This is a genomic window from Hymenobacter sp. YC55 (genome assembly GCF_029433095.1).
Lineage (GTDB): Bacteria > Bacteroidota > Bacteroidia > Cytophagales > Hymenobacteraceae > Hymenobacter.
Genome location: NZ_JARNTX010000005.1, coordinates 33,385 through 56,895 on the forward strand (window position 1 = coordinate 33,385; position 23,511 = coordinate 56,895).

14 protein-coding genes are annotated in these 23,511 nt (G+C 56.5%); 10 read left to right on the forward strand and 4 right to left on the reverse strand.

The window, feature by feature from the left end; all coding sequences use genetic code 11:
* Positions 1-175: 175 nt before the first annotated feature.
* Positions 176-610: a DUF983 domain-containing protein gene (locus tag P1X16_RS25085; RefSeq protein ID WP_346771266.1), complete on the reverse strand. Its 435-nt coding sequence runs from the start codon at positions 608-610 to the stop codon at positions 176-178.
* Between the two features lie 237 nt (positions 611-847).
* Between P1X16_RS25085 and P1X16_RS25090 the strand changes: the two genes are divergently transcribed.
* Entirely contained in the window at positions 848-1,726 is an 879-nt protein-coding gene (locus P1X16_RS25090; RefSeq protein ID WP_277234922.1) for an AraC family transcriptional regulator, read from the forward strand.
* Between the two features lie 88 nt (positions 1,727-1,814).
* On the opposite strand, the gene P1X16_RS25095 is transcribed toward P1X16_RS25090, so the two are convergent.
* On the reverse strand, positions 1,815-3,485 hold the full coding sequence (locus P1X16_RS25095; RefSeq protein WP_277234923.1) for an OmpA family protein: 1,671 nt from the start codon (positions 3,483-3,485) through the stop codon (positions 1,815-1,817).
* Positions 3,486-4,113: 628 nt separating this feature from the next.
* Here P1X16_RS25095 and P1X16_RS25100 point away from each other — a divergent pair.
* From P1X16_RS25100 to P1X16_RS25115, 4 genes are all read left to right on the forward strand, one after another.
* Positions 4,114-6,696: a PAS domain-containing protein gene (locus P1X16_RS25100; RefSeq protein ID WP_277234924.1), complete on the forward strand. Its 2,583-nt coding sequence runs from the start codon at positions 4,114-4,116 to the stop codon at positions 6,694-6,696.
* A gap of 117 nt (positions 6,697-6,813) precedes the next feature.
* Positions 6,814-7,479, forward strand: coding sequence for a response regulator transcription factor (locus P1X16_RS25105; RefSeq protein WP_277234925.1), 666 nt, complete (start codon positions 6,814-6,816; stop codon positions 7,477-7,479).
* A gap of 210 nt (positions 7,480-7,689) precedes the next feature.
* Positions 7,690-8,316: a TetR/AcrR family transcriptional regulator gene (locus P1X16_RS25110; protein WP_277234926.1), complete on the forward strand. Its 627-nt coding sequence runs from the start codon at positions 7,690-7,692 to the stop codon at positions 8,314-8,316.
* 337 nt (positions 8,317-8,653) lie between these two features.
* The gene (locus P1X16_RS25115; RefSeq protein ID WP_277235244.1) at positions 8,654-9,568 is read left to right on the forward strand and encodes a YitT family protein; all 915 of its coding nucleotides are present in this window, start codon (positions 8,654-8,656) and stop codon (positions 9,566-9,568) included.
* An 87-nt stretch (positions 9,569-9,655) separates the two neighbouring features.
* Here P1X16_RS25115 and P1X16_RS25120 read toward each other — a convergent pair whose 3' ends face one another.
* Both P1X16_RS25120 and P1X16_RS25125 read right to left on the reverse strand, forming a co-directional pair.
* Positions 9,656-10,957: an amidohydrolase family protein gene (locus tag P1X16_RS25120; RefSeq protein WP_277234927.1), complete on the reverse strand. Its 1,302-nt coding sequence runs from the start codon at positions 10,955-10,957 to the stop codon at positions 9,656-9,658.
* Between the two features lie 61 nt (positions 10,958-11,018).
* Positions 11,019-14,072: an amidohydrolase family protein gene (locus tag P1X16_RS25125; protein WP_277234928.1), complete on the reverse strand. Its 3,054-nt coding sequence runs from the start codon at positions 14,070-14,072 to the stop codon at positions 11,019-11,021.
* 280 nt (positions 14,073-14,352) lie between these two features.
* Between P1X16_RS25125 and P1X16_RS25130 the strand changes: the two genes are divergently transcribed.
* From P1X16_RS25130 to P1X16_RS25150, 5 genes are all read left to right on the forward strand, one after another.
* Positions 14,353-15,126, forward strand: a complete 774-nt coding sequence (locus P1X16_RS25130; protein ID WP_277234929.1) for an SGNH/GDSL hydrolase family protein — start codon at positions 14,353-14,355, stop codon at positions 15,124-15,126.
* Positions 15,127-15,617: 491 nt separating this feature from the next.
* A complete protein-coding gene (nirB, locus tag P1X16_RS25135) occupies positions 15,618-18,116 on the forward strand; it encodes a nitrite reductase large subunit NirB (protein WP_277234930.1) in 2,499 nt (832 codons plus the stop codon).
* A 93-nt stretch (positions 18,117-18,209) separates the two neighbouring features.
* Complete coding sequence (nirD, locus tag P1X16_RS25140; RefSeq protein ID WP_277234931.1) at positions 18,210-18,560, forward strand: nitrite reductase small subunit NirD; 351 nt, start codon at positions 18,210-18,212, stop codon at positions 18,558-18,560.
* A gap of 49 nt (positions 18,561-18,609) precedes the next feature.
* Positions 18,610-19,926 (forward strand): MFS transporter, encoded by a 1,317-nt coding sequence (locus tag P1X16_RS25145; protein WP_277234932.1) that lies wholly within the window; start codon positions 18,610-18,612, stop codon positions 19,924-19,926.
* Between the two features lie 39 nt (positions 19,927-19,965).
* Positions 19,966-23,478, forward strand: a complete 3,513-nt coding sequence (locus P1X16_RS25150) for a nitrate reductase (protein ID WP_277234933.1) — start codon at positions 19,966-19,968, stop codon at positions 23,476-23,478.
* The last annotated feature ends 33 nt before the right edge of the window (positions 23,479-23,511 follow it).

Genomic DNA, 23,511 nt, shown 5'->3' on the forward strand with positions numbered 1-23,511 from the left:
CGGCAAAAGACGTGGGAATTAGGACCACTAAGAATCCTGATTCCGCGTCTTTCGCCGGCTTGTTGCACTTTACGTTGTATCTGATGTATGTACAGGACGTGACAGGAAGCCTGTAGCTGGTAACCTCCTTGTTTGGCTAATGCAATACTACTTTCAGGGCCGGGTCCAATTAGTATCAGGACCGTTGAGTGCCGGCCGGTAACTTAGTGACACTAGGAATTGGTGTGCGTCTATAGCGACTATCAAAGTGAATACCGCCAAATAAGTAAAGCATGATGGCACGCGAATAACGCAATGTGGCCGGAGCCGAGAGTAGTACCAGACTGGTAACTAACAGGACATATACCCAAACGGCAGGATCGTTGAAAAGGTAGTACGCAAGGACGCCACCAACTGCGAAGCAGGCTACTGAGAAGGCATAACTTACGAACATTGCGCCCCAATAAAAGCCTGGTTCCGGCTCATAGGCTACCTGGCAAACTGGGCACCTTTCTGGCATTACAGCATACTTAGTTAAGGCGTACGCAGGGTGAGAAAACAGATGGCCTTGGTGGCAGCGAGGGCAACGCAAATCCAATAAGGCAAGGGCAGAAGAATCGATAGGTTGCATAAGACAGATGCATTAAGTACTCGGCAAAGGTAGACTGCACTAGAAGGCTAAGTGAGACCCAAAACCGGGCACCTACAGCACAAATCAACGATTTCAGCTTAGCTACCTACCTATCGAACCATTAATTCTACAGAACCTCGTGACTGAGTTGCCGCAACATAAGTACTCGGAACTTCGGACGCTTCATTTTTTGTAGGTTGCAGCTCACTGTCTGGCCTATCTGTAGCGAAGCTAACTATGAGAAATAAGAAGCTGCCAGTTCTGGCTCTTGATCAATTTTCTGAAGATCATCGCCCGGGGCATCACTTCTATATTGAGCGCCTGGAAGAGCATTTGGCTCGCTTCCCGATGGTAAGTTTGCCTCATGCGCATAGCTTTTATTTAGTGCTCTACGTCACACAAGGCAAGGGCACGCACACCATCGACTTAGTCACGTACGATCTGCGTGTGGGTGGGCTATACTTCTTGGTGCCAGGGCAGGCGCATAGCTGGACGCTGTCGGCCGATGCGCAAGGCTACATACTATTTTTCAGTGCTGCTTTCTATTTGCGTCACTATCCGGCCGACCGTCTGAACTCTTACCCTTTCTTTAACCCTGCTCATTCGCCTGTGCTGTATCTGCTACCCACAGAAACCAACTTGCGGGAACTGTTAGCACGCATGCTCGAAGAGAAAACGACGGCTGCCACCAACCAAGAGGAAGTGGTAGGAGCTTACCTGTATTTGCTACTCGAGCTAGCGGCGCGCTCATATCCACAGGAAAAAGCGCAGCCTATGCCTTCGCATGGCCTCCAGCAGGTGCGAATCTTTAGCCACTTGTTAGACGCCCATTTTCGCACCGAGAAGAGCGTGCGCTTTTACGCCGACCGACTTGCCCTGACGGCGAATCATCTTAATGCGTTGTGTCGCCGCATCGTCAACCAGACAGCTAGCGACCTGATTCACGAACGAGTGATAGTTGAGGCTCAGCGGTTGTTGGCGCATTCAACTCAGACGGTGAGCCAGATTGCCGATCAACTCGGCTTTGAGGATGCATCCTACTTCACGCGCTACTTCAAGAAGTATGTAGGACAAACGCCCGAACCTTTTCGTCAACAGCAACAGGCTCTGAAGTGAGGAAAAACTAGCGAACTTGAAAAGAGCTACAAAACACACGGGCCGCAACACCTTACTGTCGCGGCCCGTGTGTTTTGTAGCTCTTTGCCTAGCGCTTCCTTTTTGTGCTCTGTTGAGAACGGTGCGTTGTCCCGGAGCCTTTCTTGGCGCGAGTGGAAGTCAACTTCTTGCGTGGAGTGGCTTTCAAGCTTGCCTTCTTTTTGATGACTTTCTTTTTCGTTGGTGCAGCGGCCTTGGGAATAGTTGGCTCGGGGCCATATTTCACTTGAGCTGCATTGGGGTCACCCGTCAAGAACATGTCGAATTCCACGCGACGGTTTTGAATGCGACCCTCCTCGGTTGCATTGGTGGCTATCGGATGGCTGATGCCGTAGCCTAGCCATTCGATCCGGGATTCGGGCAAACCCCGGCCGAGCAGATACTGGCGAGCAGCTGCGGCCCTTTCGCGCGAGAGACGCAGGTTGAAAGCCGCGGGTCCCTGGCTATCCGTGTGGCCAGCAATGCTTAGCGAGTAGTCAGGATACTCTTGTAGGAGTTCGGCAAGGGCATCCAGAGTAGGATAGGAGGAAGGCAGCAAAGTGGCTTGATTGCGCTCAAACCCAATTAAGCGGGTCGCTTCATTTAACCGTTGACGGCTCTCGGCTTTGATTTCGGGGCAGCCGCGGTTGGCCGCCGGGCCAGCACGGTCAGGGCAACGGTCGTCGGCGTTAAGTACCCCGTCACCATCGGTATCGGTGAGGTTGGTAGCAGGGGCCGCGGGTGGCGGCGGAGCCAATGGACAGCCGCTGGCATTGACGGTTGACCCTTCGGGCGTATCGGGGCAGGTGTCGTCCTGGTCGGCAATGCCGTCGTTATCAGCATCGGGGCAGCCGTGCAATTCGGGCTTACCGGCTTTGTCGGGGCAGGCATCGTCGCTGTTATCAACTCCATCACCATCAGTATCGGGGCAACCGTGCAGTTCGGCCGTGCCCGTTTGCCCAGGGCATTGGTCTAGATAATTCGGAACGCCGTCTTGGTCATCGTCAAAAGCACAGCCGTGTTCGTCAACATCTATATTGCTAGCCGTGGATGGGCAATGATCCAACCGGTCGGGCACGCCGTCCTCATCCGAGTCAGGGCCTTGTCCCAGGTTGATAGTTATACCAACCGTGTGCTGAAGAAAACGGTCGGCCCAGCGTGGGGTATTCACTTCAGTGGAGCCATCCAGGTTAGCTTGCAAAGGGAGATGCTGGCTGCTTTGCACGAAAAAACCAACGCCTCCTCCTAAGCGGAAGTTGATGCCAGCACCTGCTTGCAGATCAAAGTAGCTTTTGTCTTCGTCGATGCGGGTGCCATCGGCCTGGCCGGTTTGGCTGGCGTACGTCCAGCCGGGGGCAGCCAGTAGGTAAGGCTGCACCAGGGCATTTTCTTTCAACGCCCAACCGTTGTTGAGCTTGAACTTGAAGCCCACATTCACATTGACTACGGTGGTGTTGAAGAACGTGGTAGCACTGCGGCGGCCTTTCAGCTGCCCGTAGATGGCTTGCGTATGCAAATCCAAGCCGCGCGTCAGATACTGGTTGATTGCCAAACCCGGCGCGTATTCGTTGGCGTCGAACTTCCAGTAATTGGAGCCAAAGTCGCCTTCGTATTGCAAGGCGCTATAGGTCAGCCCTAAGCCAGTGCGGCGTTCTGCCGTTTGGGCGTGAGCGGTGAAGTGGCTGGCAAGTAGGGCCAGAGGCAAAAGCAGCTGACGGAACGTAAGTAAAGGGTGTCTCATTGAAAGTGAACAGCGTACGACCAGTTCGTGGGCAGATGCCAGGGCTTACTGTATTGCAATAAATAGATAAATAAATGAAAATAGGCTTATTCCCACCAACGCTCCCAACCCAACCAACTCTAACATTTCTTGCCGAATCACCTTTTTACATACAAGAGGTAATAGGAAAAACAACATTTCTGTTTATAATTATTCAGAGCTGCAGAATTACAGGAGGCAAGGAAAATCTTGTTCAAACTGGTTAGCCAAAAATCGGTTTTTAGCGTTTATGCACCGATTAGCAAGATATTTCACCGCTTCGACTGCAAAGATACCACTCGGTTTAAGCTATTCATAATGAGCGAATAATAGTAACCTGCGAAGGCAAGTAATCACCATTGAGCATTAATGACTCGGTTCCTTGTTAGGCATAGGCATAGTGTACAAGGCTGAGTTGTCTGCTAACTCTTGAATTGCAACGTAAGCCGTTCATTGCAATGTGTTTAGCTATGCTTGAGCTTGTGTAAGAACTTGAAAATGGCTTTCTTCATACTATATAGCCAGCGTGGCTATCTATCAGTCATCGTACACATGTCTGGTGAACTACCAGGCACCTTTCTGCCATTACATAGGCAGTTCCTTTACTCGGATGACTAATCCTGCCCCCAAACCAACTAGCGTATACCAGGGCCTCACCGCTACCAGCAGCCTTTCGCTTTTCGGCCGGCTAGTACAGACTATGCCCTGGGGCGTACTGGCATTGAATCGGTTGGGCGTCGTAACGCTCCTTAACGCGGAGGTGCAACGCCTGACAGGGCTTTCTGCAACTGAGGCGGTTGGCCAGCTGCTCACGGAAGTACTACCTCCTGATTTTCCAGAGGATTTGCGGCAAACCTTGCACGCAACGGCAACAGCGGCCGATTCGGTGTCGGGCACGTTCTTTTTGCCCCACAGCCAGCAGTGGATTGCCATGACCACCGAGCCGGGCGAGCGTGAGGTGCTGGTGTATTGGCAAAACATCACCGAGGTAGTTGATCAGAAGCGCCAGTACCAGGACCTAGCCGACAATCTAACCGATGGTATTGCGCTGTGGGGCCCAGACCTACGCTTGCGCTACGCTAATTCCGTTTTGGTTGCCCAGCTAAATCAACCGTTGTTGGGGCTGCTTGGCAAAACGCTCACGGAAATGGGAGCTCCAGCTTCCATGAGCAACTTTTATACCCCAGCCTTAAAGCAAGTGCTTGCTACAGGGCAGCCGTCGGATCATTACCTTGCTTTTACTGCCCCCGAAGGGGAACGGCATTTTCACTTACGTTTGGTTCCTGACTGGCTGGACGGGCAGGTGGCGCAGGTATTATCCATTGCGCACGACATCACCGAGCTCAAGCAGGCCGAAGTCGAGCTGAGGGCTACCAATCAGTTTCTGTCGGCAGCCGAGGAAGTAGCCCGTACTGGCAGCTACGAGGCTGATCTGAAAACTATGCGCTTTCGCTTTTCCGACGGGATGTTCCACCTGTTCGGTGAAAAACCGCAGTCATTCGTACCGACGCTGGATTTTATAGATGCTCGCTCTTACCCCGACGATGCGCAGCTAGTCCGGCAAGTTCTCGACGAGGCCATTGCCAATAAAGCATCGTACCACTACTTGCGCCGGATCCACCATGCCGACGGAAAAACGCGCCAACTCGAATCGCACGGGTATGTGGTATGCGACGAGGCAGGGGAACCCATCAAGCTGGTTGGGCAGGTGCAAGACATCACGGAACGCCATGAAGCGGAAACCCAGCTCCTTCAGGCCACCCAGACCATCCGGCACATGCTGGATGGCTCGCCGGCCGCTATTTGCTTGCTGGAAGCCCGGCGCGACGAGCAAACCGGCCAGATCATCGACTTTATTTTCAGGGGAGCCAACCAGGCTTCGGAAATTCTCAACCAAAAGAGTGAAGCTTGCCTGCTTGGCCATGGCTTGCTGGAGTACTTCCCCGGGGTCCGAGGTGTCTTTTTCGATAACTACGTGCGCGTGGTGGAAACCGGGGAGCCGTTGCGCCTTGATAGGTGCTATACGGGCGAGCATTACCACGAGCGGTGGTTTGATGTATCGGCCGTCAAGAACGGGGATGGTATCATTCTGACTTTCCTCGACATCACAGACCGTAAGCGAAACGAGCAGGAGCAAGCCGCTAGCAAACGGCTGCTTGAAGCCATCTTCGAAGCGACCCTCAATAGCTTGGAAGTGTTTCGGAGCGTGCGCGACGATACCGGCCAAGTGGTGGATTTTGAATGGGTGCTAGCCAATAAAGCAGCCCATCGGCTGGTGCAGCGCACCGACTTGACCGGCAAACGCTTGCTGGCGGAAGAGCCTGCCATGAAGCAAAGCGGCGTGTTTGAGCGCTTGCGTCAAGTGGTGGAACAGAAGCAGTCCACTGATTTCGAAGAGCACTATCCTTATGATGGCAACGACGCGTGGTACCATATTGCGGCCGCGCCCCTCAACGATGGATTGGTAGTCAACTGGCAGGATATCACGGCCAGCAAACGAGCTACTGCGGCTATGCTGCACCTGCAACTAACTCAGCAGCAAAAGCTAGCCAACGCCGTGCTGGAAGCCCAAGAAAGCGAGCGGCGGCGTATTGCCGAAAGTCTGCACAACGGACTCAATCAACTGCTTTACGCTACCAAGCTGCATTTAGAGCAACTGGTGCCCCCCACTGCTCCCAACTTCGCCGAAGGCAAAAAGAAAGCTATGGCGCTGCTCTCGGATGCTATTTCGCAGGGCCGCACCCTCTCGCACCAACTCATGCCAACCGCTCTGGAAACCTTCGGGCTGAAAGCGGCCCTGAAAGGCATCTGCCACGATCTGAATAGCTCGAAGCTGCATCTGTCGTGTTCGGTGGTTTCTTTTCCTTCTCTCAACAAGTCGTTGGAGCTGGCGCTCTACCGCATGGCTCAGGAACTAGCCAACAACGTGGTGAAGCATGCCGATGCCACCCAAGCTCACTTGAACTTGGTCGAGCACGACGGCTGGCTGGAGCTGCAAGCCGATGATAACGGGCGTGGTTTCGACCCCGGGAAGGCGCGCACGCAGGGTATGGGCCTAAACGCGCTGCGCGACCGGGTAAAGCTGCTAGGAGGAGAGATGACAATTCTTTCCTCGCCCGAGCATGGCACGCAAATCACCATCCGAATACCCCGTACGGCGCTGAAAACAGAACAAGCGCCTCCTTCACCCTAAGGCAGGCCAAGGGCAACTGGGAGTTTGCAACCGGCACAGGGAGCCCGTAGATGGAACCGACCCATCACAAAGCAAGTTGTTCTCATAGGTTTCAGCTTTCACTACGTTCGTGTTGCTATGATCCGAGTATTTCTTGTTGACGACCATACGCTGATGCGGGATGGACTGCGCGCTGTTCTATCAGGCCAACCCGAACTAACGGTTGTGGGCGAGGCCGCCAACGGGCAGGAATTGCTGGATAAGCTACCCAATACGCCTACCGATGTGGTGCTGCTGGACATGAACATGCCCGTGCTCGATGGGTTAGCCACCACCACTCGGCTGCGCGAGTTATTTCCTGAGTTGCGCATCCTGATGCTTTCCATGCTCGACCATGAGCGCAGTGTTGGGCAGGTGCTCGATGCCGGGGCCCATGGCTACGTGCTCAAAAATGCCGACAAGGTGGAAATCGTGACGGGTATTTTGACAGTAGCCGCTGGCAAGCAGTTTCTGTGCAGCGAGCTAGGACTTTCGATGCTGCGTAAAGTCTTAACACTGGAAGACAGCGAGCCAAGTCCGAGCGCTAAGAAAAACACTGGTCTCTCGTTTCGCGAGCGGGAAGTGTTACAGCTTATTGGCAGCGGCCTCACCAATCAAGCCATTGCCGACAAGCTCTTTACCAGCAAGCGCACCGTCGAAACGCACCGCCAGAACATCATCGAGAAGACCGGCGTCAAAAACACGGCCGCGTTAATTCGGTATGCCATGACCCAGGGGTGGTTGAACGAATCGGATGCAGCGTAAGTAAGCGCATTCACAGTATCTGGGCTAGAAATACAGAGGTTGCCTAAGGTCGCTCTTCGGTTTTGCTAGCAAGGAAAGCACACCTTTATGCAGACTAGTAGTGAGAAACCGGAATAGCAGCAACGGGGCGAGCAGCCACCAAGCAAGTGGAGTGCAATAGCTTCGACCCTTCAAGTAAATCGGTCGAAAATCAGTTACCTTCGTGGGCATATGGCCCGAACCACTCTATCGATGCCCATCAGTCCTCAAACTAAAGAGGATGCTATCCGCGAAAACGTGATGCGGGCAGCGCAGCATTTGTTTCAGCAGCATGGGTTGAACAATGTCACGCTGGAAGACGTGGCCAGAGCTATTGGCAAAGGCAAAAGCACCCTCTATTACTACTACAAAAGCAAGGAAGAGATTTTCATGGCCGTCATGGACCGTGAAATCAGTGAGGTGGTAACCGAAGTAGCCCTCGCCGTAAAACGAGCGGGCACGGCCGAAGAAAAGCTTCAAGCTTTCTGCGCTACCAAACTCAGAGCGCTCCGCAAAAAATTGGCGCTTTACTCGCTGGTTTGCAGCGAGATGTTCAGCAATGCCGAATTTGGCTGTACCATGCGCCAACGCTACCTACAGCGTGAAAGCAAACTGCTCAAAGACATTCTGGCGTTCGGAATAGAAACCGGCGAGATACGCACCCTAAGCTCCCAAGAGCAGGAGGCATTGGTGTTTATCATGCTCAGCGGCTTGAATGGCCTGGAGTTGGAGATGGTGCACAACAGCAACAGCCCCAGCAAGCAAGACTTCGCCATCAGTATGCTGGCCCGAGTACTCATACACGGCATTGGCGCTTAAGACACTGTTCTAGGCCATAGCGCCCACGGTGAGCGTCCTGACGTCAGCGAAAAGCAGCCTACACCCTAAAGAGGAACTGGCAGGGACTAGTAGGATGCCGCTACTACTGAACAGTACGGATACGATTTATTTCTGCGTAGTACACAGCGGGTTAGCGCACCGTTTGCCTTGCGTTTTATTACCCGGCGCAGAGTCCCAACGTAAGTACTACATGAGCGCCGCACGATCGGCGCAATCTGTAGTATACACTTTTGATGGGGGCAGCCGGTGAAAAGCTCACCAGGCTCACTCCTTGTCATTGCCTATGTTGATACCTCAACTGTTTTTTTTGAAGAAGATGCAATCAGCTTCGGCAACTCATTCGTCACGGCCGCCTTCCAACCCATCGCCGACGCGCACACTCACGGCCGTAAAGAATGTTGCCTTTATTCTGGCGGGTATTTTATCGGCCGGCACGGGTCTGAAGGGCTTTTTGCTTTCCAGTCACTTTATCGATGGGGGTGCCACCGGTATATCCATGCTGCTGTCGGCGGCTCTGCAGTTACCTCTGTCGTGGGGCATCTTGCTGATTAACCTGCCTTTTCTATTGCTTGGCTACCGGCAAATGGGCTTGCGGTTTGCCGTGAAAAGCGCCTTGGCTATTGCGGGACTGGCTATCTGCTTGGTAGTAGTGCCTTACCCCGACGTCACCCACGATCTGCTACTGACGGCCGTGTTCGGGGGCGTGTTTATTGGGGCGGGCATCGGCCTGGCTATGCGCGGCGGGGCCGTGCTCGACGGTACCGAAATTCTAGCTTTGCTTATCAACCGAAACACCCCTTTGCTTAAGGTCAGTGACATTATCCTGATCCTTAACATTTTCATCTTTGGGGTGGCTGTCTTTGTGTTGGGCGTCAACCAGGCGCTCTACTCCATCCTGACCTACGTAGCCGCTTCCAAAACCCTGGACTTTATTCTCAATGGCATCGAGCAGTACACCGGTGTCACCATCATTTCGGAGCGTAGTGAAGACATTCGGTTGGTGGTTACCAAAATCCTGGGCCGTGGCGTGACCGTTTACAAAGGCCAGAGCGGCTACGGCAAGCGGGGCGAGCAGCGCGAGGAAATCGACATCATTTTCACGGTAGTTACCCGGCTAGAACTCCCGCGCCTGCGCGAAGAAGTGAAGCGCCTAGACCCGCGCGCGTTCCTGGTGCAGCACAGCGTCGACGACGCCGTAGGTGGCATGCTGAAAAGACGGCCTCTGCACTAAACGATTTCACCGAAAGTCACAAAAACGGCCCCTATCTACTTACCCGGAGGTGAGTAGATAGGGGCCGCCTGCGTTGTTTAGTGCTTGTTATGGCATATTGTACTTGCTCTTAAACTTTCGGTTTAGGTACACCTGCTTGTTTTCCGAGCTGAACGCGCGGCCGTCGATGTAGGCCTTCGTGATGTTGTTGGTGCGCATGTCCAGCAGGTCGCCGCGGCTTACCACCAAGGTGGCGCTTTTGCCCGCTTCGAGGCTGCCATAGTCCTTGTCGATGCCCAGGATGCGGGCGGGGCTCAGGGTAACGGCCGTCAGGGCCTGCTCGGGGGTGAGGCCGTGACCGGCGGAAGTACCGGCAATAAAGGCCAGATTGCGTGAACCGGCCGTTTCCATGCTGCCTTCGTAATCCAAGCAGTAGCGAATACCGGCTTGTTGTAGCATGCTTGGCAGCCGGTAAGGCAGGTCGTAGTCGTCGCCGGGGCGGCGGGGTAGGGCGTGCGTGCGGGAGAGGACCACGGCCACATCGTTTTGCTTCAGGAAGTCGAGCATCATCCAAGCGTCGCGGGCCCCGATAACCACCACTTTCTGCACGCCGAGCCGCTTGGCAAAACTAACCGCCTCCACGATTTCCTTGCCGTAGTCAGCGTGGATAAACAGCGTCTTGGAGCCGTCGAAAATGCCAGCCAAGGCGGACAGGCGCAGGTTCTCACGGCGGTTAGCCGGCGAGTTTTTATAAGCGGCCGCTTCCGTAAACATCGCCTCCAATTCCCGCAGTTGCGCCTGCCGGTCTTTGGTACGCCTTTCCACTGCTCTTTCGTCCTCGGCGGGGTCCAGCTTGAGCACCATCAGCGGCCAGTTCAGGTGCAGCCCATCGTCAGCACGCACGGCGGCATCCTGCCAGTTCCAGGCATCAAGCTGCACGATGCTGCTTTGCCCCGAAAGCATCCCGCCGCGGGGCGTAATCTGGGCCATCAGCACACCGTTGGTCCGCACCGTTGGGATGATGTCGGAGTCGGTGTTGTAGGCAATGAGCGAGCGGACATTGGGGTTCATCATGCCCACTTCCTGCTCGTCTACCGTTGCACGAATAGACTCGGTTTCGGTGAGGCCCAATGTGGTATTGGGCAGAATCAGCCCCGGATAGATTTCCTGGCCTTTCACGTCAATCACCTCGTACCCGTCGCGCTGAGCGAAGCCGTTTTGTGCTCCTGCGTACGTGATGCGGCCTTTGTCGAAGGCCACGGCCGCGTCGGGTACCACCGTGCCGTTGCCTACGTGGAGATTGCCGCCGACCAACAGAATTGGCTTGCTTTGGGCCGGGGCCGGCATGGGCACTTGCGCCACCGCTGGCAGCGCGGCAAGCAAGCTTAGAGAGAAGAATATATGTTTCATGTTGATGTCTGGTTAAAGGCTGTCTGGAGTGTTGCCTTGCTCGGTTGAGCAAGGAGACTCTCTACTTATCCAATTCCTTTTCTTCGCCTTCCGTGTCGCAGTGGAAGTGGCCAGTGGCCTTGGTAACGGGCGTTTGGGTGGGCGCGCCGCCTTTCTTGGCAGCCAGCATTTTCTGCACGATGCGCAGCCGCTCCTTCTCCATCTCCAAGCGCAGCGCCTTGTCCGATTCCACATCAAAGAATTGACGGCCATCCACAAAGGTGCGCTCGGCGTGGGCATAGATGCTCAGCGGGTGCGCACTCCACAGCACCACGTCAGCGTCCTTGCCTTCTTTGATGCTACCCATTTGCTTATCCACATGCAGCATCTTGGCGGGATTGATGGTCACTAGCTTCAAAGCTTCCTCTTCCGACAAGCCGCCGTACTTCACCGTTTTGGCGGCTTCCTGGTTGAGGCGCCGGCTCATTTCGGCATCGTCGGAGTTGATGGCTACTGTCAGACCGGCATTGTGCATGATGGCGGCATTGTACGGAATGGCGTCGCGCACTTCGTTTTTGTAGCCCCACCAGTCGGCAAAGGTGCTGGCGGCCACACCGTGGGCCTTCATTTTGTCGGCCACTTTATAACCTTCCAGAATGTGCGTGAAGGTGTTCACCTTGAAGCCCAGGCGGTCGGCCACGCTCAGCAGCATGTTGATTTCGCTTTGCACGTAGCTGTGGCAGGTGATGAAGCGCTTGTTGTTGAGGATTTCCACCAGCGCATCCAGCTCTAAGTCGCGGCGCGGAGCCTCTGTCTTCTTTTGCTGGCCTTTGCTGAGCTTGTTGTAGGTGGCCCACTCTTTTTCGTACTCTCTGGCCCGCGTGAAAGCATCGACAAACACTTGCTCCACACCCATGCGCGACTGCGGGAAGCGCAGCACGTTGGCTTCGCCAGCGTTGGATTGCTTCACGTTCTCACCGAGCGCAAACTTGATGAATGGATCAGCCCCGGCCACCTTCAAGTCTTCGGCCGCAGCGCCCCAGCGTAGCTTGATCAGCTGCGACTGGCCCCCAATGGGGTTGGCCGAACCGTGCAGCAGTTGGGCCGCCGTTACGCCCCCGGCTAGGTCGCGGTACAGGTCCACATCTTCGGGGTCGAGCACGTCGCCGATACGCACTTCCGACGTCACGGCCTGCGTGCCTTCGTTCACCCCGCCCACAATGGCCAGGTGCGAGTGCTCGTCGATAATGCCCGGCGTGAGGTGCTTGCCTGTGCCGTCAACCACGCGGGCATCTTTGGCCGCGAGGCTCTTACCTACTTTCGAGATTTTGCCACCTACCAATAGCACGTCGGTGTTTTCCAGCTTGCCGGCTGCGTCGCTGGTCCACACAGTGGCGTTCTTAATGAGCACGGTTTCCTGCGGCGGTATAGCAATGCGCCCGTACGCCGCAAACGGATACAGTACCGACCCAAGCTGCACGGGCGCAGGCGCCTTGGCAGAGTCGCGCTTGGCTACTTGGCTGGCCACTTCCTGGCGGCGGGCTGTCCATTTCACGCGCGACGCGTCGGGCAGCTGGCCATCACCCTGAAACACGCGGGTGGCAGGCGTGTAGAACCCGCTTAAGCGCACTGAACTTGTTTTGTCTTTGGGCGTGGGGTTGTAGACGATGGTAGCCAACTCGCCTTGCACTGCTATTGCCCCGCGCACTGTGTCTTTGGGGGCCACCGCTATTTTTAGCTCGGGAGCTTCGGGTTTGCCGGCTACCAGCATTTGCATGGCAGGTTGGGTGCCTACTTGCAAGGTGTACACGCCGCGGTAGTCGGTAGGCACGTTGCTGATTTGGTACCGCTCGCCCTGCACCCAGTTGTCGAGCAGCACGTTGTCGTCAGCGAAAAGGCGGCTGGAGCACACCAGAAAATTGGCGGTCAGGCCTGGCTTCAAGCTGCCTACTTTGTCTTGTGCTTTTATAAACTCGGCAGGAGTGGCCGTGAGGGCGCGTAAGGCTTGTTCTTCGCTTAAGCCATACTGAATGGCTTTGCGCACATTGGGCAGAAACTTCTTTTTGTCTTTCAAGTCGGCGGCCGACAAGGCAAACGGCACCCCGGCCTTGGCTAGCATGGCCGCGTTGGCGGGCGCCATTTCCCAGTGTTTCAGCTCTTCTAGCGAGATGCGCGAGGCATCGTACACGTCGTCCACGTTATACGCATCGGGGAAGTTGAGGCTCACTACAAACGAAGCACCGGTGGCTTTGATGTCGGCAATGCGCTGGTACTCGTCGCCGCGGCCTTTGATGATGTACTGCGTTTTGAACTCGTCGCCGAGCTTGTCGGCGCGCAGGGCGTTGAGCTTGTTGGCTACCTCGAAGATCTGCGGCAGGTTGCGCTGAGCTTGCCAGGCCTGCAACGACAGGTTTTGCTCTTTGCCCGGATTGCGCTGGTACCAGTCGGCATCCAAGTAGGTTTGGCGCAGCAGCGCGATGCTGCCCATCAGGGAGCCAGGGTAGTTTTGGGTGCTGGAGCCTTTATCGAAGGAAAAGCCCGCAGCGGCGCGCTCGGTCAGTATCACCTCGTTTTCGCGGTGGCCGGCCGTAGCCAGGGTCACGAGGGCGGCCGTGCCACGCGCTATGCCGTCGGGCTGCTGAGTAAGCACCGCCCCAAAACCGAGCTTGCGGTACACATCGGCCTGCTCGTCGTTGAGCTTGAAGTCGTTGGCCGCGTTGGTTTCCGGGTGTACCGCCTGGTTCCAGTCGTAAGCCCCCACTTTGTTGGTCACGAATTGCGGCGGCGGACGACGGCCAGTCCTCTCCAGCGGTCGGGCTTCCGGCAACCCATACCCGCTCGCCAAGTCTACAAAGCCCGGATAAATGTATTTGCCTTTCAAGTCTTGCACCACGGCCCCAGCCGGAATTTTCACGCTGGTCCCTACGGCCGTCACTTTGCCGTCCTTAATCAGCAAAGTGGCATCCGTAAGCTTGGTTTTGTAGTCCGTGAAAATAGTGGCGTGCGTGAATGCGTACAAGCTTGGCCGCTGGTCATACACACCGTTGCGTGGGTAGGTAGTTGGTTGCGCGTAGGCCGCAAAGCCACTCAGCAGCAGACCGCCCGCCAGCCCTAATCGAGGAATAGAAGTTTGCATTCAGGTTGGATTAAATAGAACATGAGTAGCCTAACGCCGAGTAGGCACTATTTCAAATGTAGAAAATAAGGTTTGAGTTGGACTACAGAAAGTCAGCCCCCGAGCATAAAAGTGAAATAGGCTGAGCAAAAGCTTCTGCTCAAGCAAACTACTCCTAGCGTTGCAACTACGAATTGCTGTTTTTATGCAGCGGTTAGCAACTGTCTGCGTGCTGGACCATTTTTTAGCGTAGCTTCCTGCCAACTTCCTTTCCTTGTTCTTTTGCCCGACTATTTCCACCATGTCCCAATCATCTGCTTCTGCTCGCCGAGATTTTCTGAAAAAAGCCTCACTCGGTAGTGTTGTTGCTTTAGGTGCCCCCAAGCTGTTAGCCGCCGAGGCTAGCGCGAAAGCCCCTAAAGTAGCCCTGGCTACCAACGACATCATCCTGTTTCAAGGCGACTCCATCACGGATGCCGGCCGTAAAAAAGAAAGTAAAGACGCCAATGAGCCCAATACAACGGGTACCCTAGGTAACGGCTACGTCTATCTGGCCGCCGCCGAGCTGCTGGCCCGAAACCCTGGTAAGAACTTGAAAATCTATAACCGTGGCATCAGCGGCAACAAAGTGTACCAACTGGCCGAGCGCTGGGATGCGGATTGCCTGGAGTTGAAACCGACGGTGTTGAGCTTACTGGTCGGCGTCAACGACTTTTGGCACAAAATCAAAAACGGCTATCAGGGCACCATCAAAACCTACACCGACGATTATACGGCGCTGCTGAACCGTACCCGGCAACAGCTGCCGCAGGTAAAGCTTATCGTAGGCGAGCCGTTTGCTGTGCAAGGCACGAGTGCCGTTGACCAAAGCTGGTTTCCGGCTTTCAAGGAGTATCAGGCTGCCGCTCGCAGCATTGCTGCCCAGTTCAATGCCACACTCATTCCTTACCAAAGCATATTCGACCAAGCCCAGAAGCAAGCGCCCGGTGTGTACTGGACGCCCGATGGCGTGCACCCTAGCGTGGCGGGCTGCCAACTGATGGCTAAGGCTTGGCTAGACACTATTAAGAGCTAAAGCCGAAACAGGCGACGTTGCGAATATTACGATAGGCCTGGCGAGCATACCTCGTCAGGCCTTTTTGTGCATTGCAGTAAGCCACCAGATTAAGACGAAAGCTTAATGAGGTACAGCACACCCACTTGAAGCTTTTAGCAAGACGCTACTTTTAATGGACTCTTTGCAAGCAATCAGCAGATAGGCTATGGTAGACTCTCACGAATATCTGCACATCAAAAAATAGGCATGCGGCAATTGCAATTTTTTCAAATATACCCTAAAAACAAGGGTGTATTTATTGAATAACTATGTGATTTATGAAAATATACCTTTGGAAATAGGGTCATATTGCTTACACTTGTAAACATACGCTCCGAAGGACTATTGATTTGAAAGGGTGCTTGTTCTATTTAGGGCCTTTCAATTTGGTGTGCGTCCTGTCCCCTACCACTTTTCCCACCCCTAAATCTGACTCCAGCATGAATTCCTAAACGCAAGGGCTTATGGTAATGCAGCACCTTCCCACCGTCGTTGTGATTGGCAATGGCATGGTCGGCTACAAGTTTTGTGAGAAGCTCCTCGCCAAAACCAGCGCCTTCAATTTGGTTGTCTTCGGTGAAGAGCCCCGCGTGGCCTACGACCGGGTACACCTGAGCGAGTACTTTGGCGGCAAAACCGCCGATGACCTGCTGATGGCCCCCTTGCAATGGTACCACGAGCACGGCATCACGCTGCACCTTGGTGATGCAGTCCAGGAAATCGACCGGGCCCATCAAACCGTGCATTCACGTAGCGGCCTAGTGCAGCCCTACGATTACCTGGTGCTAGCTACCGGCTCGTCGGCCTTCGTGCCCGACATTCCGGGTGTGGAAAAGGAGGGCGTGATGGTGTACCGCACCATCGAAGACTTAGAGGAAATCAAAGCCTGTGCCGCCACTGCCCGCAGTGGGGCTGTGCTTGGCGGGGGGCTACTAGGCCTGGAAGCTGCTAAAGCCCTGCTCGATTTGGGCGTACCGCAAACCCACGTAGTGGAATTCGCGCCCCGGCTCATGCCCCGGCAGATTGATGCGGCCGGCAGCCAGATGCTGCAAACCAAGCTCGAAGCCCTGGGCCTCCAGATTCACTTAAGCAAAGCCACTTCCAGCATAGCCGGAGAAGGCAAGATAGAAGCACTGCACTTCGGCGACGGGTCCATTCTGGAAGTGGATATGCTGGTAATTTCGGCCGGTATTCGCCCGCGGGACGAGCTAGCCAAGCTGGCCGGTCTGGAGGTAGGCATGCGCGGGGGCATTGTGGTCAACGATGAAATGCAAACCACCGACCCGCGCATTTTCGCCATCGGCGAGTGCGCGCTCCACAGCGGCATGATCTACGGCTTGGTAGCGCCGGGCTACGACATGGCCGAGGTAGTAGCCAGCCAACTCACCCAAGGAGCCCGTGCCTTCACGGGCTACGACATGAGCAGTAAGCTTAAGCTGATTGGTGTGGACGTAGCCAGCTTCGGCGACCCATTTATTGCCGAGCCGCACAGCCGCGCCATTGTGTTCGAAGACACGCACAACGGCGTCTATAAGCGCATCAATATCAGCCCCGATGGCAAGTACCTGCTCGGGGGCGTGCTCATCGGCGATGCCGAGGCCTACAACATGCTGCTGCAAACGGTGAACAACAAAATCGTGCTGCCGCCGCACCCCGAAGACCTAATTTTGGGAGCCCGCGGAGGCGAAGCCAACGAAGGCGCGGGCGTGATGAGCTTGCCCGAAGAAGCGCTGGTATGTTCGTGCGAGGCCGTAACCAAGGGTGCCATCTGCGCCGCTGTAACCGAACTGAACGTGACGTCGGTAGACGGCATGAAGAAGTGTAACAAGGCGGGCACCGGGTGCGGCGGCTGCGTGCCCATGATTAAGGATTTGATCAACGGCACCCTCACCGCGCAGGGTGCTTACATCAAGAACGTGCTGTGCGAGCATTTCGACTACTCGCGCCAGGAGCTGTTCGACTTGTTGAAAATCAACGACATCCGCACCTACGATGCGGCCCTCGACCATTTCGGTAAAGGCGACGGTTGCGAAACCTGCAAACCCGCTATTGGCAGCATCTTGTCGGGTTTATGGAATGATTTGATTGTCAAACAGAACACCATTCAGGATACCAACGACCGGTACCTAGCCAACATCCAGAAAGGCGGCAGCTACTCGGTGGTGCCGCGCATAGCAGGCGGGGAAGTTACTCCCGAGCAACTGATGGTGATTGGGCGGGTAGCGCATAAATACGGGCTCTACACCAAGATTACAGGCGGCCAGCGCATCGACATGTTCGGCGCCCACGTCAGTGACTTGCCCGACATCTGGGAAGAGCTTATCAACGCCGGTTTCGAAAGCGGACACGCTTACGGCAAGTCGTTGCGCACCGTGAAAAGCTGCGTGGGAAGCACCTGGTGCCGGTTTGGCTTGCACGACAGCGTATCACTAGCCATTGAAATCGAGAACCGCTACAAGGGCATTCGCTCGCCCCACAAACTAAAGAGCGGCGTGAGTGGGTGCGTGCGCGAGTGCGCCGAGGCGCAGGCCAAAGACTTCGGCATCATTGCCACCGAAAAAGGATGGAACCTGTACGTGTGCGGCAATGGCGGCTCCAAGCCGCAGCACGCCCAACTGCTAGCCACCGACGTCGACAAGGAAACCCTGATTAAGTACCTGGACCGGTTCCTGATGTTCTACATCAAAACCGCCGACCCCTTGATGCGCACCGCCACTTGGCTCAACAAGATGGATGGCGGCCTGGCCTACCTCAAAAACGTGGTACTCAACGACAGCCTCGGCATCTGCGCCGACCTGGAAGCGGAAATGGCGCTGCTCATCCAGAACTACCACTGCGAGTGGAAGGAAGTGGTGGAAAACCCGGAATTGCGCAAGCAGTTCACCCACTTCGTGAATGCCCCTAAAGTGAAAGACCCGACCATCGAGTTCGAGCCCGTGCGCGGGCAGAAAGTGGTGAAGGCGTGGTAGAACTCTCACCTTCTAGTCTTCCTATCCTGTAGTAGAAGGGGCTAGGGGTGAGATTCCCGGTGTAGCTTGCAGTCAACTCAAAACCAAATATTTATGGAAACTACTGTCGATGTAGAATGGCTGCCCGTGTGCAAAACCACGGATATTCCGGCCGACGGAGGCGCCTGCGCCCTGGTGGAAGGCGAGCAGGTCGCCATTTTCAACTTTGCGCGCCGCGGCGAGTGGTACGCCACCCAAAACCTGTGTCCGCACAAGCAGCAGATGGCCTTGGCTCGCGGCATGATTGGCAGCACCGGCGAAGCCTGCGAGCCCAAAGTGGCCTGCCCCTTCCACAAGCGCACCTTTTCGCTGCTCACCGGCGAGTGCCTGAACGGCGACGAGTGCAGCATCCAAACCTACCCCATTAAGGTCGAAGACGGGGTAGTCTACATCGGCTGGGCTTAGGCTTAATAAGTTAACGGATTTGATTTAACCTGTACCTAACCCCTTGCTCATGGACGCTCCGCTTGCCAATCAGCAGCCTCTCAGCCACCTCAACATCTTCGCCGCCAAGGGAGTGCAGATGCGCACGTTTCACCTGACCTGGCTTACGTTCTTTTTCTGCTTTTTCGGGTGGTTTGGCATTGCGCCGCTGATGCCGCTGGTGCGCGAGCAGTTGCACCTCGACAAAGGGCAAGTGGGCAACATCGTTATTGCGTCGGTGTCGGCCACTATTCTGGCCCGCCTGATCATGGGCAAGCTCTGCGACACGCTCGGGCCGCGCCTGGCCTACACGCTGCTGCTGGTAGTGGGTGCCATTCCGGTGATGTTGATCGGGCTGAGCAATAGCTACGAAAGCTTTTTGCTGTTTCGGCTCGCCATTGGCATCATCGGGGCCTCTTTTGTTATCACGCAGTTTCACACCTCCATGATGTTTGCCCCCAATGTAGTGGGCACAGCCAACGCCGTGGCCGGCGGCTGGGGCAACCTCGGCGGCGGCATTGCCAACATGGTCATGCCCCTGGTAGCCGCCGCTTTCGTGTCGCTTGGCTACATCGATGAAGCTAACTCTTGGCGGTTGGCCATGGTCGTGCCGGGCGTTATTCTGCTCGTAATGGCCTGGCTGTACTACAAGTACACCACCGACACGCCCCGCGGCAACTTCGCCGACATTCAGCAGGCTACTGCCAAGAAACCCAAGGGTACCTTTCTGCTGGCTCTGCGCGACTACCGCACCTGGGTGCTGGCCCTGGCCTACGGCGCTTGCTTTGGTATTGAAATCACCATTGATAATGTGGCGGCTGTGTACTTCGTCGACCACTTCGGGGCTACGCTGGTGCTGGCGGGAGTGCTGGCGGGCATCTTCGGGTTTATGAACATCTTCGCCCGCGGCCTGGGCGGCTGGGTCAGCGACCGGATGGGGCGCAGCTACGGCCTCAAGGGCAAGTGGCTGCTGCTTAGCGCGCTGCTTATTCTCGAAGGGTTCGGCATCGTGCTGTTTGCGGTGGCTCCGAGCCTGCCCCTGGCTATTGCGGCCATGCTGGTGTTTGCCTTGTTCCTGAAAATGGCCAACGGCTGTACGTACTCCATTGTGCCCTTCGTCAACAAGCAAGCCCTAGGCAGTGTGAGCGGCGTGGTGGGCGCGGGTGGCAACCTGGGGGCCATGTTAGTCGGCTTCCTGTTTAAGTCTTCGGCCATCACCTACAGCATGGCTTTTCTCTACATCGGGCTGGGCGTGGCCGCCGTGGGCGGGCTGGTGCTACTGGTGCGGCTAGTGCGCAAAGAAATCGGCGAAGTGGCCCCAGAGTCGTTGACGTTGGCTGGCGCTTAAGTGGCGGACTTACTATCTGAAAGATACAATCTAGTGCCTATGTCTTTGCCTTCCGCCGCTACTCCTTCTGTTTGCTGCTACTGCGGCGTGGGCTGCGGGGTGCTAGTCAAGCCGGAAAAAAACGGCGACGTATCGGTAGTCGGCAACCCCGATTATCCGGTCAACCGCGGCGCATTGTGCAGCAAGGGCCTCAACCTACAATACACCGTCAACGACCGCAGCGACCGGCTACTGTACCCGCAGATGCGCTACAGCAAAAGCCGCCCGTTGCAGCAGGTAAGCTGGGACGATGCCCTGGCGCGCACGGCCGCCGTGTTCAAAACTTTCATCCAGCAGTATGGTCCTGATTCGGTGGCTTTCTACGCCTCCGGACAATGCCTGACCGAAGAGTACTACGTGCTCAATAAGTTGATGAAAGGCTTTATCGGCAGCAACAACCTCGACACCAATTCGCGCCTGTGCATGAGCAGCGCGGTGGTCGGCTACAAGATGGCCTTGGGCGAGGACAGCGTTCCGGTGTGCTACGACGACATCGAACTGGCCGATTGTCTGCTGGTAACCGGGGCCAACCCGGCTTGGTGTCACCCCATTTTGTGGCGGCGCGTGGAGGCCCACAAAGCTGCCAACCCGACTACCAAAATCATTGTAGTGGACCCCCGCGTGACGGACACCTGCGCACTGGCCGATGTACACCTGCAACTGATACCTGGCACCGATGTAGTGCTGAACCAAGCCCTGGCGCGGGCCCTAATCGAAAACGGCGACATCGACTTAGCTTTCATTGAACAGCATGCTGAAGGGTTCGAGGAATACCAGCGCCTCGTGTTCGAGCGCACCGTCGCCGAGTCGGCGCAAGTATGCGGAGTGGCCGAGGCCGATATCCGGTTGGCGGCCCGCTACATCGGGGCGGCGCAGGGCTTCCTGTCAATGTGGACGATGGGCCTGAATCAGAGCGTGGTGGGTGTCGATAAGAACTTGAGCTTGCTTAATCTGCACCTCATCACCGGGCAAATTGGCAAGCCCGGTGCGGGCCCACTTTCCCTCACGGGGCAACCCAACGCCATGGGCGGGCGCGAAGTGGGAGGCCTATCGAACCTACTGCCGGCCCACCGCAACCTGGCCAATCCCGCGCACCGGACCGAGGTGCAGCAGTTCTGGGGCAGTGGCCCCCTGGCCGATAAGCCTGGGTACACGGCCACCGAGATGTTTGAAGCGCTGGAAAACGGCCGCCTCAAAGCCATTTGGATCGTCTGCACCAATCCGCTGACCAGTTTGCCCAACGTGCGGCAGGCTGAAGCGGCGCTGGCCAAAGCCAAGTTCGTTGTGGTGCAGGACATCAGCAACAAGCCCGAAACCCTAGCCTACGCCGACGTGGTGCTACCCGCTGCAGCCTGGGCTGAGAAGGAAGGCACTATGACCAACTCCGAGCGGCGCATCAGCTACTTGCCCAAAGTGGTAGCCGCCCCCGGCCAGGCGCTGCCCGACGCCGAAATCATCTGCCGCTTCGCCCGGGCCATGGGTTTTGCGGGCTTCGACTTTCCAAACACCGAGGCCATTTACCTAGAGCACACCCGCTTGACGGCCGGCACCACGCTTGATATTTCCGGACTCAACTACCGCACTCTGCGCGAGCGGGGTTCGGTGCAGTGGCCCTACCGCGCCGGAAAAGCCACGCCCGATACCGCCCGCCTCTTCACCGATCAGCAATTCTACACGCCTTCGGGCCGTGCCATGATTCACCCGGTGCCGGCGGTGTTCCGCAGCGAAGCCCCCGACGATACCTATCCGTTCATTCTAACCACCGGCCGCATCCGTGACCAGTGGCACACGATGACCAAGACCGGTAAAGTCAGCAAGCTCAAACAGCACACTCCGCAGGCTTTCCTGGAACTGCACCCGCAGGATGCCACCGCCCTGGAAATAGAGGAGGGCGACTTAGTGACAGTGCAGTCGCGGCGGGGTAGCGTGCGGGTAGCGGCCCGCCTGACGGCTAACATCCGGCCGGGGGTGGTGTTTTTGCCCATGCATTGGGGCAAGATGTTGGGCTCGGACCTGCACCGGGCCAACAACGTGACGTCGGGTGCGGTGGACCCTGTTTCCAAAGAGCCTGATTTCAAGTTTTGCGCGGTGCAGCTGGAAAAGTACCGCAAGCCCAAGCAGCGCATTGTGGTGGTGGGCGCCGGGGCCGGGGCTTACGGTTTCGTGAAATCGTACCGGGAGCTGAATCAGGACGATGACATCACCATCTTCAGCAAGGAAGACTTCCCATTCTACAACCGGGTGATGCTGCCCGACTACATCAGTGGCCACCAGGAGTGGGCGCAGCTAGTGAAAATGCGGGACGAGGAAGAGCCCGCCTACAACATCAGCTTGCGGCGGGGCGTGAGCGTGGAGCACGTGAACCGAGCCGAAAAGTACGTAGTGGACTCGCGCGGCCAGCGCACTCCCTACGACGTACTGCTACTGGCCACTGGCAGCCGCGCGGCCGTGCCCCGCAACGTGCCTGCGCTGCCCGGCATCTTCACCATGCGCAGCCGCACCGACGCCGACGACTTCAAGCGCCACCTGCCCGCGCAGGCCCACGTCGTGATTGTGGGCGGGGGGTTGCTTGGGCTGGAAATGGCCGCTTCCCTGCGCGAAGTAGGCACCAAAGTGTCCATCATCCAGCGCATTTCCCGCTTCCTTGACCGCCAACTCGACCCTTTAGGCAGCCAGCTATTGCAGGAGGAAATGCTCGACCAAGGCTGCGACTTATACTTCAACGACGAAGTCGAACTCTACTACGGCCGCTCCCGGCTCACGGGCGTGGGCTTGAAAAGCGGCCGACGCCTGGAGTGCGACGCTCTGATTCTGGCCATCGGGACGGTGCCCAACCTAGAGCTAGCCCGTGAGTGCGGCCTGGAGTGTCGGCGGGGCGTGGTGGTGAACGAGCGGCTGCAAACCAGCGACCCGAGCGTGTACGCCCTCGGCGAGATTGCCGAATTTCAGGGCGTGCTCTATGGCATTACGGCCGCGGCCGAGCAGCAAGCCGCCGTAGTGGCTCGCTCCCTGAGCGGCGACGTAGGCAGCTGCTACCGCGGCAGCACGTTTATGAACATCATTAAAATTCATGGCTTCGACTTGTGCAGCATCGGCCTGCCCGAATGCCCAAATCCAATTGATTACGAGGAAATTGTGTTTATCGACAAGGCGCAACGCTACTACAAGAAGTGCATCATCCATCAGGACCGACTAGTAGGCGCCATCCTGATCGGCGACAAAAGTGAGTTCCAGGAATTTCGTGAGCTGATAGCCAACAAGACGGAGCTCAGCGACAAGCGCCTGCAACTACTGCGCAGCGGCCGGCCTGCCGTGCCCGTGCTCGGCAAACTGGTGTGCAGCTGCAACAGCGTAGGCTCCGACAACTTGCGCCAGGCCATAGCCGCCGGCTGCGACACGCTCAAGCAACTTTGCGCCACCACCGGCGCTGGCACTGGCTGCGGCTCATGCCGGCCCGAAGTCCAACAAATCCTAGCAACCGAAATGGCCGTGCTTGCCCCCGCCGATAACTAATACGCCCCTCCGGCAGCCGCTACTTCCGCCTGA

Bases quoted from the DNA above. Each gene is read 5' to 3' on its own strand.
- nirB (WP_277234930.1), top strand. From the start codon at position 15,618: ATGCAGCACCTTCCCACCGTCGTTGTGATTGGCAATGGCATGGTCGGC.
- P1X16_RS25105 (WP_277234925.1), top strand. From the start codon at position 6,814: ATGATCCGAGTATTTCTTGTTGACGACCATACGCTGATGCGGGATGGA.
- P1X16_RS25115 (WP_277235244.1), top strand. From the start codon at position 8,654: ATGCAATCAGCTTCGGCAACTCATTCGTCACGGCCGCCTTCCAACCCA.
- P1X16_RS25085 (WP_346771266.1), bottom strand. From the start codon at position 610: ATGCAACCTATCGATTCTTCTGCCCTTGCCTTATTGGATTTGCGTTGC.
- P1X16_RS25145 (WP_277234932.1), top strand. From the start codon at position 18,610: ATGGACGCTCCGCTTGCCAATCAGCAGCCTCTCAGCCACCTCAACATC.
- P1X16_RS25125 (WP_277234928.1), bottom strand. From the start codon at position 14,072: ATGCAAACTTCTATTCCTCGATTAGGGCTGGCGGGCGGTCTGCTGCTG.
- P1X16_RS25095 (WP_277234923.1), bottom strand. From the start codon at position 3,485: ATGAGACACCCTTTACTTACGTTCCGTCAGCTGCTTTTGCCTCTGGCC.
- P1X16_RS25120 (WP_277234927.1), bottom strand. From the start codon at position 10,957: ATGAAACATATATTCTTCTCTCTAAGCTTGCTTGCCGCGCTGCCAGCG.
- P1X16_RS25090 (WP_277234922.1), top strand. From the start codon at position 848: ATGAGAAATAAGAAGCTGCCAGTTCTGGCTCTTGATCAATTTTCTGAA.
- nirD (WP_277234931.1), top strand. From the start codon at position 18,210: ATGGAAACTACTGTCGATGTAGAATGGCTGCCCGTGTGCAAAACCACG.
- P1X16_RS25130 (WP_277234929.1), top strand. From the start codon at position 14,353: ATGTCCCAATCATCTGCTTCTGCTCGCCGAGATTTTCTGAAAAAAGCC.
- P1X16_RS25150 (WP_277234933.1), top strand. From the start codon at position 19,966: ATGTCTTTGCCTTCCGCCGCTACTCCTTCTGTTTGCTGCTACTGCGGC.
- P1X16_RS25100 (WP_277234924.1), top strand. From the start codon at position 4,114: ATGACTAATCCTGCCCCCAAACCAACTAGCGTATACCAGGGCCTCACC.
- P1X16_RS25110 (WP_277234926.1), top strand. From the start codon at position 7,690: ATGGCCCGAACCACTCTATCGATGCCCATCAGTCCTCAAACTAAAGAG.